This is a genomic window from Paenibacillus tundrae, from assembly GCF_036884255.1.
Taxonomy (GTDB): domain Bacteria; phylum Bacillota; class Bacilli; order Paenibacillales; family Paenibacillaceae; genus Paenibacillus.
Map to the genome: position 1 here is coordinate 3,135,570 of NZ_CP145605.1, position 15,329 is coordinate 3,150,898.

Below are 15,329 nucleotides of genomic sequence, written 5' to 3' on the forward strand. Positions count from 1 at the left end.
GTGGTTCATGATAATTTAGATTAATCACAAAATAAGCCAATAAATCCAATGAGATAAAGGGGGATTCGCATGTCGTCGACAATCGTGCTTGCTGCCGCCGAAGATGTAAGAAGTGAGGATTCAGTACAATTAATGAAGGAGCTGAGCGAGGAGCTCGGATTGTTGTACGGAGGTGACGGAACGGCAGGATTCCAACTCTCTGACGTGGAGGTTCCGCGATCAGCGTTTATTGTAGCTCGGTTAGACGGACATCCTGTTGGCTGTGGAGCCATTAGACCCCTCGATGAAAATTCCGTGGAAGTGAAGCGCATGTATACACGCTCTGACTATAGACGTAAAGGCGTTGCACAAGCAATTTTAGCTGAGGCTGAACGTCTTGCTATCCATTTTGCCTATCGTAATTTGAAGCTACAGACAGGTCCGCTGCAACCAGAAGCGGCTGCATTATATGAACGAATGGGATATTATCGGATTCCTATTTTTCACGGAGACTGGGATCAAGTGTTGGCTTATCAGAAAGACTTAGTTCAACAACCAGCGAGCCTCTGAAACGTTATCTATGATTGCGAACAACGTTCAACGAACACGTAACTAAATGTCAAAAGTAATGATGTACTATACCCAGCAACAAACTAACGGTAAACAGTGCTATTCTAAATTTAGTATAGTTAAGTAAAACTCCCCACTCGTCCTAATCTTCCTAAAGAGTGGGGCGTTTTCTGTTTAATGTACTACATTAGTCTACAATGATCCTAATAACCTATACCTAAATTTAATTATGAATGTTTCGCGTTCGATTGGCTTTCACATATTTGAGCTGTGCAACGATGATGACACTAATAATAACAAGGAGGAACCAGGAGCTGATCTTACTAAAGCTCACGAGTTGCCATGCTTCATGCTGATCAGGGTATTTCCAACCATTAAAGAATGTAGCGATGTTCTCAGCAGTCCAGATGAAGAATCCAACAATGATAAAAGCGAGCGATAGAGGCATTCGATAGGTTGTAGAACGTACACGGTAGATAATCCATGTTTTCCAGAAGACAACAAACACAAGTGCTGTGAGCCACCAACGGAAGTCAGGAATAAAGTGATGTGTGAAAAAGTTAAGGTAGATTGCCGCTCCGAGCAATACGGAGGATACTCCGCCTGGCCAGCCCGTCATGTCCATCCGAAGTCTGCGCCACACTTGGCACATAAAGCTAGCTACACTTGCATACATAAACCCACTGTATAGCGGAACACCCAATAGTTTAGTATATCCAGGTTCAGGGTACGACCATGAGCCCATCCATACTTTATATATCTCAAGTAGCAAGCCAATTAAGTGAAATACACAGATGACCTTGATCTCATCAAGCGTTTCCAGGCCACTGCGGTACATCAGATATTGCACGATAAGAAGTATGATTAAGATGGCATCATAACGATGGAAAAAAGGCACTGGAATGACACTCGTAAGCGCTAATGTCCCAAAAATAATAACCGGGAAAATACAACTCATCGCCTGATGATAGCCAAAATGTAATAACTGTATGATGGATTTCATGTATCGTTTTACTCCTCCAAAAGGGCTGCTGATCTTAGAGAGATCGGTGGCTTTTTTTGATCTTTAGTTGAATGCCGTTCCGTTGAAAGTAGGACAACATATTATACGATAAATCCCCTTAAATAGAACGTTGCAGGAGAAGGGAGTGAATACTTGTGCCTTTTAGCACGGGTCTTATCTATAACCCCATTACGGGAACAACGCAATCTACCCAGGTTATCGTGACCTGCCTTAACGACTCTCTTAACGCTGCTGTCAATGTTGAGCTTGAGGTCTTCCGCTGGGATTCTACACAGACCGTACGAATCCCGGTGGGTCATGATTTATTTCAGCTGGCTCCCCAAGCGGGCAGAACTTTTGTATATCCACTTATCAATGCTTCCTTTTATGAAGTACAAAGTGATTATTTCAGTGCCACAAGTACGATGATCAACGTGTATGGCGTTGATTCAACGGGCCAGCTTATCCAGCGAATTCTCCAATCGGAGATGTCATTAATAGACCGATTTACCAATATTCCTTAGAAGAAATGAGGTGATAGGAATGGTTGTAGTTAATATTACTGGAGCATTGGCAGGGAATCAATTCGAACCTTCGATTGCGGTTAATACGCTTAATCCCAGTATTATGTGTGTGGTTGCTGTAGATACAAGCACCGGCCCCACATTAACAGGTCTTTATCGCTCAATCGATGGTGGCAGCACGTGGTCAACAACGGTATTACCCAATCCTCCGGGATATTCGGGTGCCGAAGCACCGACGATTGACTATACATTTCCAAGCACTTTTATTGTGACAGTCCACGTATTTAACGGTATTAATGATGGTACGATTGTCAGTTATACCTCATTTGATGATGGATTAAGCTGGCAACCACCGGTTATCGTTCAAGCAGGATATGGCACGGTGATTCATAATGATGAGCCGTTTATTGCTGTTGATCGATCACCCGGCAGCCCGTATAGAGGTAATGCCTATGTCGGATATACGCCGCTCGCCACAACGTCTTCATCCATATTTACTCAGCGGTCGCTTGATCAAGGGTTGACGTGGGAAGGCCCTGACCGACAATCTAATCCAAGGGGAATACATGACCGGGCAGCACTAGCTGTAGGCTTCTCTGGAGAGGTGTATGCAGGGTACATTATTACCGGGCCGGCGAGCCCCTCTGCATTGTTACGCATATCTTATGATGGCGGGATCAACTATCAACCGCCGGTCGAGAGACAGGCTACATTTATTTCTTCTGTTGTACCTGCACCTTCACCGTTGCCTGTGCCCAATTACCAATTTCGAGTACAGACCAATTTATGCCTTGGAGCTGATATCTCTATTAGCCCCTTTAGCGGAACGGTATATGCCGTTTGGAATGATGCACGTAATGGATACACCGATGTGCTACTTTCTCGTTCACCAGATGGTTTGCTCTGGTTTGACCCAGTCAGCATTACGGCTGCACCTCCAGGAACGCAAAATTTCTTTCCATTTATTACTGTCTCACCATTCGCTGGCACGATAAGGGTTATCTATTACTCCAACCGGATCGATGGATTTCTGCTGGATGTTTTTGTTGCAGAGTCGTTTGATGGAGGAGCTACCTTCACCAATCGCCGACTGACCACAACTTCGTTTAATCCAAATGGAATCTCGCCGGTACCGACAGTACTGATCGGGGATTATATCACAGCACAAACATCTGCTCCGGATAATCTTGCTGCGGTGTGGATGGCAACAACGCCTCCTACTGGTAAATTAGATGTCTATTTCGGAACGTAAAGTCTATGATCGTTCAAACAATGTTTACAATTAAAAGTTAAATCACCTATGGTATGGCTCTAAGGGGTCATGCCTTTTGCATGTGTACAACGTATGCTGTTTAGAGTTAGGTATAGCTATGCAAATCAATTCATGCGCTACATCGTATGATTCGGAATCCCAGGAGGGAAAGCATGTCTTATAAACAGATCAAGTGGATGATCTTGCTCATCCCAACCTTAACTGTTGGTGTATGGGAGTACGTACGTCACCAATTTCTTCTACCCTATATCTCTATGGATCTCGGCAATTGGCTTACGCCTGTCATGGTTTATGTTGTAAGTATTACGCTCGTCAAGAAGCTATTTCGCAATATGGAACGTATCCAAAAGGAATTGGAGCAGGAACGAGCGGCTAAAGCCGTGCTGGAATCTCGTGAGAAATTAGCGAAGGAGCTGCACGACGGCATTGCACAATCTCTCTTTTTACTTTCCGTACAAATAGAACGTCTGGAATCTAAGCGTAAACAAGAGAAACACCTGGACGAAGTATATGCAATTCGGAAAACCGTTCATGAAGTGAATCGATATGTGCGCCAATCGATAGCTAATCTCAGATATGACTCTCAGAGCCAGTCAGTATCACCCACGCTGGATTCTGTCTCACTCCGTAACCAAATTGGAAGAATGATCAGAGATACTCCAATCCCCATTAATCTGGAATGGGACATTAAGGATGAAGACTTTACCGCCAAAGAGAAGATTGAGCTTCTCGCGTGTATGCGCGAGGCTGTGGTAAATATTCAGAAGCATGCCAAAGCATCCGAAGGCTGGATTATGGGTGAGAATAAAAATGGATATCGATTAATAACGATTAAAGATAATGGTAGAGGCTTTGCCGGCGATCCGTTTGCAATGAAAGATAGATATGGATTACATATTATGAAAGAGAGGCTGAAAGCGATGAACTGGAATTTGAAGTTATATCGAGAACAGGAGTACACGGTTGTACAATTTAGCCAAGATGGTGAACATGTATGAGTCATATTCGGGTGCTTGTTGTTGACGATCATGTGCATGCCAGAGAAGCGATATGTGATATTTTATCCATGGATTCGTCTCTTGAAGTGATTGGGGTTGTGACTGACGGCCAGCAGGCCATTGATTTTACAGAGCAGTGGCTTCCTGATCTCATTCTAATGGATATTCAGATGCCAATAATGAATGGATTGGAAGCGACTAAGCGGATTAAACTGATGTTCCCTTATGTGAAAATTGTGATGATTACCGTCTCGGATGATGTATTTCATTTGCTGGAAGCATTAAAGAGTGGGGCACAGGGCTATTTGTTGAAGAACCTAGAACCCTCCATGTGGTTAGAATATCTCCATTCCATCGTTACAGAAGAGGCGACCTTGAGCCGTGAGGTGGCTTATCAGATCTTAAAGGACGTATCCTTAACGGAGAAAAAAGAACCGGATGTGCCTCTGACTATTAGAGAAAAGGACATTTTATATGGAGTAGCTGCAGGATGGACGAACAAAGAAATCGCGCAGAAATATAACATTTCAGAATACACGGTTAAGAATCATTTGAAGAATATTCTGCAGAAGTTGCAGGTGCAAAACCGAGTTCAACTCACTCGTTATGCATTGGAGCAAGGACTTATTACGGATACTCATTATTCCGAGTAAGCTTTTTTCTTGTTTTCAGAAGGATTGAAAAAGTGAAGAGGGTCAACGCCATTGTCATGTATCTCACAATTTAGCCACAAACAATCCGGCAGTATAGCTATGTTGAGCTATATGGAAACATTAGGTTTTTATGTACACTATGAGCAGTATTGTGTTAAGGCTAGTGAAGGATGGAGGAATGAAATTGAAGACCGAATGTAAAGCTCTACATTTCTTTGAATGGAATGAACACAGCATGTCTACTTATGTTATCGCAGAAGGTTCGCCTAGCTATAGGGCAATTCATGCGTAATGCTCGCATGCATCTCAATATGTCAAACAACATCAACCGCAAAGTCACCTCTTGGAGCATCCTTACTCTATGGCTGTTTGTAGTGATGCTAATTCAGCTTCCATTCATGTCAGGGAATGCGTCCGCTGCTTCAAAAGAACAGAGCTTCATTCCACTGCAACCGATCATTAACGCGATGAATCCTGGAGAAGAGCTTACACTTAAGCCAGGTATGTACTTAGGCCCCGTGACTATAGACAAGAGCATATCCCTTCTGGGAGATTCCTCTGTGATGATCATGAGCACAGATACAAGTGCAATTCAGTCTGCATCTACGGATTCTCCTGAATCCACGGTCAACATTCGCGCAGATGGCGTAAGTTTGCAGGGGTTTACTATTTTACATCAGCATAGTACACCTACAGCAGCGATTCAGGTTGAAGCCAATCATGCAGAGATCAAGGATATACATATTCAGACACAGGGTTTCGGCATTCTTGCTCGTGATGCTAACGAGGGAATCTTCCGAGAAAACGACATTACATGGACGGGTTCCGAGACGGCTTCAAGTAGTCAGAAGGGCAACGGGATTGATCTGTATAACGCTCATCGCAACCATATTGAAGGCAATGAAATTAGGGGTATGCTGGATGGAATCTATATGGAGAATAGCCGTGAAGCTACTGTAAAAGGCAATAGGTTGCTACATACAAGATATGGTATCCACTGCATGTATATGGATGGCTCTTACGTCTTGGACAATGTAGGTGAGGACAACATCACCGGTGCCATGATTATGGGCGTGAAGAATACAACGGTATCAGGCAATTCATTTCGGAAGCAGAGTGAAAATGTACATTCACAAGGCATCCTGCTATACGACGTTCATCAATCTTCTATAGCTGACAATATCGTTGAAGGCAATCGAGTCGGAATGAACATTGCGGAGTCCGCAGGTAACGATATTCGTGGTAATGAAGTTCTGCGTAATTTTATCGGGTTTCAGCTTGTACTTGCAGAAGGCAACCGACTCCATCAGAACCAGTTCATATCCAATGTGATTGATGCTTCGGCTGTAGATAGCCGGAACAACGAGATGTCATCTAATTATTGGGATTCCTTCCGGGGACTTGATCTGAATGGTGATGGAGTTAGTGAGATGGCTTATGGAATTAATCCATTCTATGAGCAATTAATTAGTAGGAATTCAGCCTATCAGCTTTTCTTTCAATCCCCGGGGATGGTCTTTTTGAGTGAGTTGTTTACAGAAGGCAAAGAGAATTGGTCAACAGATCAATCACCTCTGATGACGATGACAATGGAGCCGCAACAGCAACCAGGTACAACGAATGACACCATACCGGTATGGGTTATCGGAGTCATTTTATTATGTTTCTCAGCTTGTATTATGATTTATTCGGGAGGATTACGTAAATGAAGAAACGATGGACAATGGTACTGATGCTTATGATGGGGATGCTGTTATTAACAGCTTGCGGAGCAAAAACATATGCGGCTTTACCGATTAACGAAGACGTAGATATCTGCGCCATTTGCAAGATGCAGGTGAAGGATGATGCCTATGCAACACAGCTTACAACCAAGGATGGCAAGAACTATAAGTTTGACGACATCGGGTGCATGAACCAATGGAAAGAAGAAAATGGGACTGAGAACATCGGTATGGATTTTGTACGTGATTATAATGACAAGGAATGGATTGAATACAGCAAAGCGACGTATGTGTATGATGCTTCTCTGCGTACACCGATGGCGTATGGCATCCTTAATTTCAAGGATAAAGCATCTGCTGAAGCGTTTGTTGCGGAGCAAGGCGTTGGAACCATCATGACTGCTGAAGATCTCGCATCCCATGACTGGAAACAGAGCACGGAGATGATGGATATGGGAGATCATGGACATGAACACGGACATGGGGATGAGGGAATGAGCGAGGAAGGAATGCATGAGGAAGGCGAGAAGAAGGAAGAATCAGGTCACTAGTGATGATGAATAATCAGGGTGATCGAATATGGTAGACATGTTACTGGTGGCCAAGCGAGAAGTGAAGATGGGATTTCGCAATCCCTGGGCGTATTCTTTTCTAATCCTCTTTTGCACATTTAGCTTAAGCTTACTACTCATTGATTCGCAGAACTTTGTTCAAGGATACTCAGGTACAACCGGCTCGATGTTAAATCTCATTCTCTATCTATTGCCATTAATGACGTTATTTCTAGGTTCTTTCTCGCTAACTTCGGAGAAGGAAGAGGGAAGCTGGCAACTGTTGTCTACTTATCCAATCGGCACAATGTCCTTTATTGTTGGAAAATACCTTGGCTTGTCCGTGGTGCTGATTACAATTGTAGCGTTTGGATATGGTTTGATGGGTCTTATCAGTGGAGTGATCGGTAGCGCGTTAAACGTGACAACATATGTATTTTTTCTGGCATTCTCCTGTGGATTAGTCCTATTATTCCTAACGCTTGCGCTGTTCATCGGCTCCATATCCAAAAATCGTTGGCAAGCATTAACCATTTCGGTATCCGTTTGGTTCTTTGCAGTGATCGGATGGCCTACGCTCTTGCTTGCGATCTTAGGTATTGTTCCTTTTTTATGGGTCAAACCATTGCTTGTTGTGCTAACTTTCATCAATCCAGCCGAGCTGATACGTTTATTTGTCGTTATTAAACTTGGCGGGGGCTCGGTACTCGGACCGGAATATTACCAATGGGTGACATGGGTGCAGCAACCGAGTGGCAGTTGGATTTTCTTAACGATCTGTCTGCTGTGGATTACATGTTCTGTATTTGTTGTATACGGAATCTGGGAAAGGGGACGTTCCCATGGATAAAGTGGAGGCTAGCATCAACGAATTATGTAAAACGATAAAAAAGCAATCGATCGTAGAGGGGATTTCCTTTCACATCTCTTCAGGTAACGTACTCGCTTTATGTGGAGGCAATGGTGCTGGCAAGAGCACTGTGCTACGTATGATAGCAGGTATCCTTCGTCCTACCTCAGGAGATATTCTTGTCAACCAAGTAGGGCAGAGGAATGACCGTAAACGGTATTCGGAACAGATCGGGTACATGCCAGATGATTACCAGTTTAATCAGAGTCTGACGGCAGAAGAGATGCTCTTGTTCTGGGCTGCATTGCGGCGAGTTTCCACAGAGAGGGTACAGGAAGTGCTGAAGATGGTCGGCTTGGAGGACAAAAAAAATAAACGTGTCGCAACCTTCTCTAAGGGCATGCGACAGCGTGTACTATTTGCACAGGCACTGCTAGCGAAGCCACCATTGCTCGTTATGGACGAGCCAACGAATGGGTTAGACCCATTCTGGATGCATGAATTTGCACAGCTTGTCAAAGAAATTAAGCAGCAGGGTCATATGGTTGTGTTCTCCACTCATCAGTTAGACATCGCGGATGATCTCGCTGATCATATTGTTTTTATGAACAATGGGCAGAACGTTGGAAGTGGTACAACACATCAATTTCGCGAACAGTTTGGTTCGCTTCATGCTGCATTTCATCAAAGTCTAGGGATAAAGTGAAGGTGATACCTGTTGCGAAAACATAAACGTCATATCAAGCGCATGATCACCATCTTGATCGGAACGGTTGCAGTGCTGGCTGGTGTGTGGGCTGTATTTCAAGGACTCTCACCGTCCCAGACGCAACGAGTAGGGGCAATTGAGTCTGGTGCCATTGCCCCAGACTTTATGGCTCCCAATTCAGTGGGTGATCAAGTTTCTCTATCCGATTATCGAGGTAAGGTTGTTATGATTAACTTCTGGGCTTCATGGTGCACACCTTGTGTAAGAGAAATGCCTTTGCTGCATCAGACAGCAGAGATGCACCAAGAAGATGTCGAGACACTGTTTGTTAATGTTGGAGAATCCAAGGGTACGATTCAAGAATTTATGAATGAACAGCAATTTGATTTTCCTGTAATTGTTGATGTGACTGGCAAAATATCCACGATGTATCGTATCACCGGTTTACCCGCAACGATGGTGATTGATCGGGAAGGCAAGTTTAGCCACATTTTACACGGTGAGCTCACGAATGATACACCACTTGCGCAGTGGCTGGAGGATGCCAAATAACTAGTGCATTAGAGATTTGGTAGTAAATGACCATACCCAAAACGCAAGCGATTGAATATAATCGCTTGCGTTTTGGGCATATCTTTGAGCAGAATTTTATTGAAATGAATGGACCGCCGATCGTAGTTGGGTTAACTTCCCCCAATCTTTCATGCTGAATTTCTTCGGATGTTATTCTTCGCAATCCTCATCATATCCATATGCATCCCCATAATCATCTTCTACGTATTCAACCTGAGGGGCTCTTTTTCTCCGTCCCAGCCACTCAATCTTGATAATATTAGACTGAAGAAGCGTAACAACCCGACCGTTTGCTTTTTTGATATCGACGTAATCTGTGCCTACATCACATAATACGCCTCTGATTTTTTCAGTCTTCTCACCAGAACTCACTTCAATAATGATACGATTTCCTTTGTGGCGAAATAACTCAAAATTCAGGTTGTTATTAATTCCAGCTAAGCGAAGTTTAATTAGTGGCTTCTGTCCAGGGATGATCTTGAAACACTTTTCACGATGGACAACATTCTGTGAGATCGGCTGATGACAGGCACAATCGTCAGAAGCTCCGTAGTTTATTTTGAGGTCACAATCTTTCTTCAGTAGTACTCTTGATGTTCTGTTTGATCTTGATTGGGTCGGGGAAACAGCCTTCTTTTTGAGTATTACTCTCTTATGATTCATTAGATCCTCCACTTATTTCGGTATTTGATATCATGTATATGCCCATACCAAGAGGTGTGCCAGAGACATTAGCCTATTTCCAAGGAATGTAACAAAGATAGGCGTTTGACCAGTGCGATAGGTATAGCAGCCCATATACTGAGATTAAATATTCTTTCATTGGAGGTATTTGTCTCGTGATTAAAGATAAACAGCGCATTGGAATAAGTTCACCAACAACAGCATTACCTGAAAAACAATTTATTGAATTAAAAGCGTGTATAGCCGAAGCCAATCATATTCTCCGAACCCTCGGTAATCCACCTCAACCTAACAATACAAGACAGCTGGAGCTGAAATTAGCCTCACTCCAAGACCAATATGTTGAGGTTCAAATGTCATTTCGCGGAAAGTTGAAGACGGTGGATGGATTTCTCCTACAATCAGGTAAGAATTACATTACGATTTGGAGTAATTCAAGACTTCGATATGTACAATATGATCAGCTGATTTCCATATCGACCGATGGGAATGAAGCGGAAACGACGCATGAGACTCATCCGATCTTTTGCAGCGAGGAACTCAATTGTGCGCTGTTATATACGTTCACTGAAACCGTATCAGGAAGTGTTATGTTGCTGAATCGGTTCTATGGCATTCCGCTAAGCATAGCTCTCTTACAACATGCAGGACAGAAGATCATCATTCAAATGACTGAGCCAAAAAGCATTAAAATGGGTTGCCTAGTCAATACAACCGAAGACAAAATAATAATTCAGCCTCTTAGCAAGCATGAGGATCAACTTCTTGAAACCATTGCTCTAACTGACATCGAAGTTATTACGATTGCAAAGCAGTAGCATAATCTCCCTCCTTGTTACCATATATATAACTGGTTATGTTGTATCACAACATATGTTCAAGGAGGGGATACATTGAGTTCATTGCATAATTATGGTGAAGATTATAACTCACCGGAGCTAAGGGAGAGCAATACGATTTTTGAAGAATTGATTGGTCAAGAAATTATCGTCATTCTTGATGCTTCGCAGCTAAACATACTAGGACAGACATTTAGACCGATTTTTACAGGTAGACTTGAAATCGTTAGAGGTGGATCTATTCAATTAAATCCAGTGATTATCAAGATGCCCAATGCTCCCAACTTTCAGTTTCCGACGCCGCTATGTTTCCCCATTGAGAACATTGCCATCTTTGCACCTTTTGCAATGAATAATAGACTCACACTTTCTTAAAGGAGGTTAGGAATAATGCTTCAGCGGGAAGAGGCTCGTAATATCAACGATCTCAGGCAAGAGGCGCTCATTACGGAACTTACTACAGCCATAGGTAGTCGTATTCTGGTTATTATTGAATCCTATCCCTTCTTTTATGTGGGGCGGATTCTTGAAGTTGAATCGGATACGATTTCGATCCAGGTAGAGGTCTGTAATGTACCCGAATTTGATAACACGTCACTTCGTACACATATTGATAATATTCAGGTTTATTTCGTAGAGACACCGGAGAACCCGATCCCCGAAATACGAGTTTAAGAGGTGAAATGTGAAAAGAAAATTTCATGTTGTAGCTATTTCGGTTCGTATTGTCGTAAATGACTTTGGAGATCACGACCCTGAAGGGAAAATGTATGTATTGAAAGAGAATGAGGATAAGGTTCGTAGGCTTATTGCTAAAAATCCTTTTACTACGGTGGATCTGGTACAGCCTTTAATCATTCGTGCCAATGCAGGAGACGATATTGAGATTTTGTTTGAAAATAAACTGGATTATCCTTCATCTATTCATATACAGGATGTTGAATATGACGTTACCACGTCAGATGGCGCGGCAGTGGGCTTTAATGCTAATACAACGGTTCAACCAGGGGATTGCATAACGTATAGGTGGCATACAACCCTGGAAGGAATTTGTTACTTCACGGATTTTGGAAACACGCTCTCTAGTGAACTCGGTACACAAGTTCATGGGCTATTCGGAGCGCTGATTGTGGAGCCCCAAGGTTCCACATGGACTGATCCTAAGACAGGAAAGCCACTACTTTCTGGTGTGTACGCTGACATACATAATCCTTTCCTGCCTTCATTTCGTGAATATGCCTGGGTATTTCACGATGAAATGGAGATTAAAGACCTGACCGGAGATACTCCCTTTAGTCCACATACGTTTCAACCCGAAGCAACGCATGCCATTAATTACAGATCTGAACCGATGAGGAATCGACATCGTCTCATATTAGAAGGGGTGGTATCTCCGGAAACGGAAGGTGAAGAAGTACATCATGACTCATGGATGTTTGGTGATCCCGCAACGCCTATTCTAAGAGCCTACGTAGGAGACCCTGTGAAGATAAGGGTTATTCACGGCGGAGTTAAAGAAACACATGTATTTCATTATCATGTGCATCAATGGCTATTTGAGACGACGGATCTAGACTCCGAAATCAAGGACTCGCAAGCCATCTCTCCGCAGGCATCGTATACAGTCTCACCTCTCTATGGAGCAGGAAGCTTGCAAGGTGCTTTTGGAGATATTATTATTCATTGTCACTTGTATCCGCACTTTGAAGAAGGCATGTGGGGAATGCAGCGAATTTTTAATACTTTGCAGGATGGAACGCAGAAATATCCTAACGGTAAACCAATTGATGCTCTAATTCCCCTTCCGGGTCAGCCTGTTCCTCCGAAGCCGACCAAACAAAAGCCAGGCTTCCCTAATTTTATACCTGGTATTATTGGCAAAAAAGCTCCTAGACCGCCACTCGGCATTATTGGTGGGCGTGAATCAACCCCGCTGGAAATAAATCAATTTGCACCGAATGCTGTTCCTGGTGCGGTATTTGTAAACCCTTGTGACCCTTTAATCAATCCAATCCGAGAATTTCACATCGTAGCGATACAGCTTCCAATTGTCTATAACAATCAAGGGTGGCATGATCCTCAGGGCAGAATGTTTGTCTTGGCTGAGGATGAAGAAGCTGTGTGCTCTGGACGTAAAGCACCTGAACCGCTAACCATTCGAGCCAATGGCGGAGATTGTGTCAGACTTAAATTTACGAATAAGTTCCCTGAAGTTATAGGGGGCAATGCTTTTCAATTGGTCAATCGTACGTATGAGGCGGGACTTCATGTTCACTTTGTGAAATTCGATCCGCTTGTATCGGATGGAGCCAACGTCGGCTGGAATTATGATTCGGGCATACTTCCTGGGCAGACGATTGAATATCAATGGTTTGCCGATGCTGAACTAAAGTCCACTTTTTTTCATGATCATCTGTTTGCCAACCAACACCAACAACATGGGGTATTTGCCGGAATTAATATACAACCGAGAGGCTCCAAATATTTATCTTCACATACAGGGGAAGAGATTAGGTCGGGAACGCAGGCGACAATAACGAATCCATTTATTCCTGATTTTAGAGAGTTCACTTTGCTTGTCCACGACTTTGCACTCTTGTTTGATTCGAATGGTGATCCATTAAACCAACCACCATTTCCAAGCTCCCATGAAGATCCAGGGGTGATGGGAATCAACTATAGAAATGAACCGCTACAATTTCGCTTAAAGGAACCTCACATGGATCCAGCCTATGTGTTTAGTTCATGGGTACACGGAGATCCGGTGACACCTCTATTGCAAACCTACAACGGTGACCCTGTGCGAATTAGGCTTCTTCAAGGTGCGCAGGAGGAGTCCCACTCCTTTAATTTGCACAGACAACGTTGGAGACGGGAACGGGGTGACCTTGAATCAGATCTGGTCGATCAGCAGCATATTGGCATATCCGAGTCGTTCACACTGGAATTTGCTGTTGAAGGATCAGGAGATTTCGATCTGTTGTACCATTATGGTTCAATCGATGATCTTTGGGTAGGGAATTGGGGGATTATGCGTTCTTATGAGACGCTTGTACCCCACTTAATTCCCTTACCTGATCGCAAAGCACCTAAACCTAGAACAGAACCATTGCCTGTTCCTACAGGGCAAAGGCCACCCAGAGCAATAGAGCGTAAATTGCCTGGCCCTAAGGGCGCGCCTATTCGAAGTTATGATGTTGTCGCTATACAGACACCTGTGATCTATAATCACTTTGGTGATCAGGATCCGTACAGCATTATTTTTGCTTTGAAAGAAAATGTTAAGGATATACTCACAAAGAAAATGAATCCAGAGCCCTTGATTATAAGAGGCAATGTAGGTGAAATCGTTGAAGTTCGACTATCAAATCAGCTGCATCATTTGAAATTTCCTCCAGATGATCAATTCTACCCTGGATTACCCGTTAACTTTAAACATAGACCCTCCAAACGAATATCATTACATGCGCAATTGCTTGAATATGATGTTCTAAGTTCAGATGGGGCTACAGTTGGATTCAATCCGGATCAGACCATCGCACCTGGAGAACACATTACGTATCACTGGTATATTGATCAGCAGATTGGAAGCGTAGGACTTACAGATATGGCAGACATTCGTAACCATCGACATCACGGAGCATTTGGACTTTTGGTCACAGAACCTCAAGGCTCCGTCTACCTTGACCCTGTTACAAGAAAACCTACAAGCACAGGAAGTCAGGTCATTATAAGCAGTGGAGGTTTAAGTCTTAGAGAATATTGCGTTATTATGCATGACGGAGTTCGATTATATAATCAGGATGGTATGCTCATTATTGACCCTGAACCTGTCATAACGATAAATCAAGAGGTAGAAGAAGAAGAGACGGAGGATTTTGAGGATCAAGGATCGCGAGGTTTCAATTACCGTGCAGAACGTTTCAAAAACAGACTTGCGGTAAATCCGGATGTTTCCCTTGTCTTCAGCTCTAAAGTTCATGGTGATCCTTCAACACCTGTATTTCTTGCATATGCAGGCGACCCTGTTGTGATCCGAATGATGTTTATTTCAGATCGTGCTAGAGCTCATACCTTTGTACTGCATGGTCACCAGTGGCTACGAAGTGATGATGACCTGAACTCATTGAGTGTATCCTTTCAAGGCCAGATAAGCGTGGGACATACAGACGATTTCTTGCTGTTATATGGTGCAGGTGGCTCACTTAGCATTCCTGGAGATTACTTGTATCGTTCGGGGAATATCAGATGGGACATTGAGCTCGGTCTATGGGGGATTTTAAGAGTACTTGATCAACACACACCAGAGCTCGCGCCATTGAATGTTAGACTCCCCAAACAGAATAAGAAATGAAAATAGAAAAGACACCTTCTCATAATATGATGAGGTGTCTTCCCC

Annotated in this window: 16 protein-coding genes; 14 read left to right on the plus strand and 2 right to left on the minus strand. The window is 43.3% G+C overall.

The features are described from left to right. Positions 1–69: 69 nt before the first annotated feature. Positions 70–549: a GNAT family N-acetyltransferase gene (locus V6W81_RS14045; RefSeq protein ID WP_338543822.1), complete on the plus strand. Its 480-nt coding sequence runs from the start codon at positions 70–72 to the stop codon at positions 547–549. A gap of 223 nt (positions 550–772) precedes the next feature. Here the strand turns inward: V6W81_RS14045 and V6W81_RS14050 are convergent, their stop codons facing one another. Beyond that, positions 773–1,552, minus strand: coding sequence for a DUF817 domain-containing protein (locus V6W81_RS14050; RefSeq protein WP_338543823.1), 780 nt, complete (start codon positions 1,550–1,552; stop codon positions 773–775). 155 nt (positions 1,553–1,707) lie between these two features. Between V6W81_RS14050 and V6W81_RS14055 the strand changes: the two genes are divergently transcribed. The 9 genes from V6W81_RS14055 (at position 1,708) to V6W81_RS14095 (ending at position 9,386) form a co-directional block, all read left to right on the plus strand. Then, positions 1,708–2,076, plus strand: coding sequence for a hypothetical protein (locus V6W81_RS14055; RefSeq protein WP_056691671.1), 369 nt, complete (start codon positions 1,708–1,710; stop codon positions 2,074–2,076). A 19-nt stretch (positions 2,077–2,095) separates the two neighbouring features. Then, the gene (locus V6W81_RS14060; protein ID WP_056691668.1) at positions 2,096–3,328 is read left to right on the plus strand and encodes a sialidase family protein; all 1,233 of its coding nucleotides are present in this window, start codon (positions 2,096–2,098) and stop codon (positions 3,326–3,328) included. Between the two features lie 173 nt (positions 3,329–3,501). Next, positions 3,502–4,347: a sensor histidine kinase gene (locus tag V6W81_RS14065; RefSeq protein ID WP_338543824.1), complete on the plus strand. Its 846-nt coding sequence runs from the start codon at positions 3,502–3,504 to the stop codon at positions 4,345–4,347. Further along, the gene (locus tag V6W81_RS14070) at positions 4,344–5,000 is read left to right on the plus strand and encodes a response regulator transcription factor (RefSeq protein ID WP_338543825.1); all 657 of its coding nucleotides are present in this window, start codon (positions 4,344–4,346) and stop codon (positions 4,998–5,000) included. Before V6W81_RS14065 ends, V6W81_RS14070 begins: the two co-directional genes overlap by 4 nt. A gap of 245 nt (positions 5,001–5,245) precedes the next feature. Further along, on the plus strand, positions 5,246–6,709 hold the full coding sequence (locus V6W81_RS14075) for a right-handed parallel beta-helix repeat-containing protein (RefSeq protein WP_338543826.1): 1,464 nt from the start codon (positions 5,246–5,248) through the stop codon (positions 6,707–6,709). Continuing rightward, positions 6,706–7,275, plus strand: coding sequence for a nitrous oxide reductase accessory protein NosL (locus tag V6W81_RS14080; protein WP_338543827.1), 570 nt, complete (start codon positions 6,706–6,708; stop codon positions 7,273–7,275). The genes V6W81_RS14075 and V6W81_RS14080 overlap by 4 nt, the downstream gene beginning before the upstream one ends. A 28-nt stretch (positions 7,276–7,303) precedes the next feature. Continuing rightward, a complete protein-coding gene (locus tag V6W81_RS14085; RefSeq protein ID WP_338543828.1) occupies positions 7,304–8,125 on the plus strand; it encodes an ABC transporter permease in 822 nt (273 codons plus the stop codon). Beyond that, positions 8,118–8,831 (plus strand): heme ABC exporter ATP-binding protein CcmA, encoded by a 714-nt coding sequence (gene ccmA / locus V6W81_RS14090; protein WP_338543829.1) that lies wholly within the window; start codon positions 8,118–8,120, stop codon positions 8,829–8,831. The genes V6W81_RS14085 and ccmA overlap by 8 nt, the downstream gene beginning before the upstream one ends. Positions 8,832–8,843: 12 nt before the next feature. Next, complete coding sequence (locus tag V6W81_RS14095; RefSeq protein ID WP_338543830.1) at positions 8,844–9,386, plus strand: TlpA family protein disulfide reductase; 543 nt, start codon at positions 8,844–8,846, stop codon at positions 9,384–9,386. Positions 9,387–9,557: 171 nt separating this feature from the next. Here the strand turns inward: V6W81_RS14095 and V6W81_RS14100 are convergent, their stop codons facing one another. Next, positions 9,558–10,070 carry a hypothetical protein gene (locus V6W81_RS14100; protein ID WP_338543831.1) on the minus strand — a complete coding sequence of 171 codons (513 nt, stop codon included), beginning with the start codon at positions 10,068–10,070 and terminating at the stop codon, positions 9,558–9,560. A 176-nt stretch (positions 10,071–10,246) separates the two neighbouring features. Here V6W81_RS14100 and V6W81_RS14105 point away from each other — a divergent pair, with 176 nt between their 5' ends. The 4 genes from V6W81_RS14105 (at position 10,247) to V6W81_RS14120 (ending at position 15,284) form a co-directional block, all read left to right on the plus strand. Next, positions 10,247–10,909: a hypothetical protein gene (locus V6W81_RS14105; RefSeq protein ID WP_338543832.1), complete on the plus strand. Its 663-nt coding sequence runs from the start codon at positions 10,247–10,249 to the stop codon at positions 10,907–10,909. A gap of 75 nt (positions 10,910–10,984) precedes the next feature. After that, positions 10,985–11,305 (plus strand): hypothetical protein, encoded by a 321-nt coding sequence (locus V6W81_RS14110; protein WP_338543833.1) that lies wholly within the window; start codon positions 10,985–10,987, stop codon positions 11,303–11,305. A gap of 15 nt (positions 11,306–11,320) precedes the next feature. Then, positions 11,321–11,605, plus strand: coding sequence for a hypothetical protein (locus V6W81_RS14115; protein WP_338543834.1), 285 nt, complete (start codon positions 11,321–11,323; stop codon positions 11,603–11,605). A gap of 10 nt (positions 11,606–11,615) precedes the next feature. After that, positions 11,616–15,284: a multicopper oxidase domain-containing protein gene (locus V6W81_RS14120; RefSeq protein WP_338543835.1), complete on the plus strand. Its 3,669-nt coding sequence runs from the start codon at positions 11,616–11,618 to the stop codon at positions 15,282–15,284. Positions 15,285–15,329 lie beyond the last annotated feature (45 nt).

What these genes read in the sequence shown, in the direction of transcription:
- ccmA (WP_338543829.1), top strand. Translation starts at nt 8,118, where the DNA reads ATGGATAAAGTGGAGGCTAGCATCAACGAATTATGTAAAACGATAAAA.
- V6W81_RS14075 (WP_338543826.1), top strand. Translation starts at nt 5,246, where the DNA reads ATGTTATCGCAGAAGGTTCGCCTAGCTATAGGGCAATTCATGCGTAAT.
- V6W81_RS14045 (WP_338543822.1), top strand. Translation starts at nt 70, where the DNA reads ATGTCGTCGACAATCGTGCTTGCTGCCGCCGAAGATGTAAGAAGTGAG.
- V6W81_RS14065 (WP_338543824.1), top strand. Translation starts at nt 3,502, where the DNA reads ATGTCTTATAAACAGATCAAGTGGATGATCTTGCTCATCCCAACCTTA.
- V6W81_RS14085 (WP_338543828.1), top strand. Translation starts at nt 7,304, where the DNA reads ATGGTAGACATGTTACTGGTGGCCAAGCGAGAAGTGAAGATGGGATTT.
- V6W81_RS14050 (WP_338543823.1), bottom strand. Translation starts at nt 1,552, where the DNA reads ATGAAATCCATCATACAGTTATTACATTTTGGCTATCATCAGGCGATG.
- V6W81_RS14100 (WP_338543831.1), bottom strand. Translation starts at nt 10,070, where the DNA reads ATGAATCATAAGAGAGTAATACTCAAAAAGAAGGCTGTTTCCCCGACC.
- V6W81_RS14080 (WP_338543827.1), top strand. Translation starts at nt 6,706, where the DNA reads ATGAAGAAACGATGGACAATGGTACTGATGCTTATGATGGGGATGCTG.
- V6W81_RS14060 (WP_056691668.1), top strand. Translation starts at nt 2,096, where the DNA reads ATGGTTGTAGTTAATATTACTGGAGCATTGGCAGGGAATCAATTCGAA.
- V6W81_RS14070 (WP_338543825.1), top strand. Translation starts at nt 4,344, where the DNA reads ATGAGTCATATTCGGGTGCTTGTTGTTGACGATCATGTGCATGCCAGA.
- V6W81_RS14115 (WP_338543834.1), top strand. Translation starts at nt 11,321, where the DNA reads ATGCTTCAGCGGGAAGAGGCTCGTAATATCAACGATCTCAGGCAAGAG.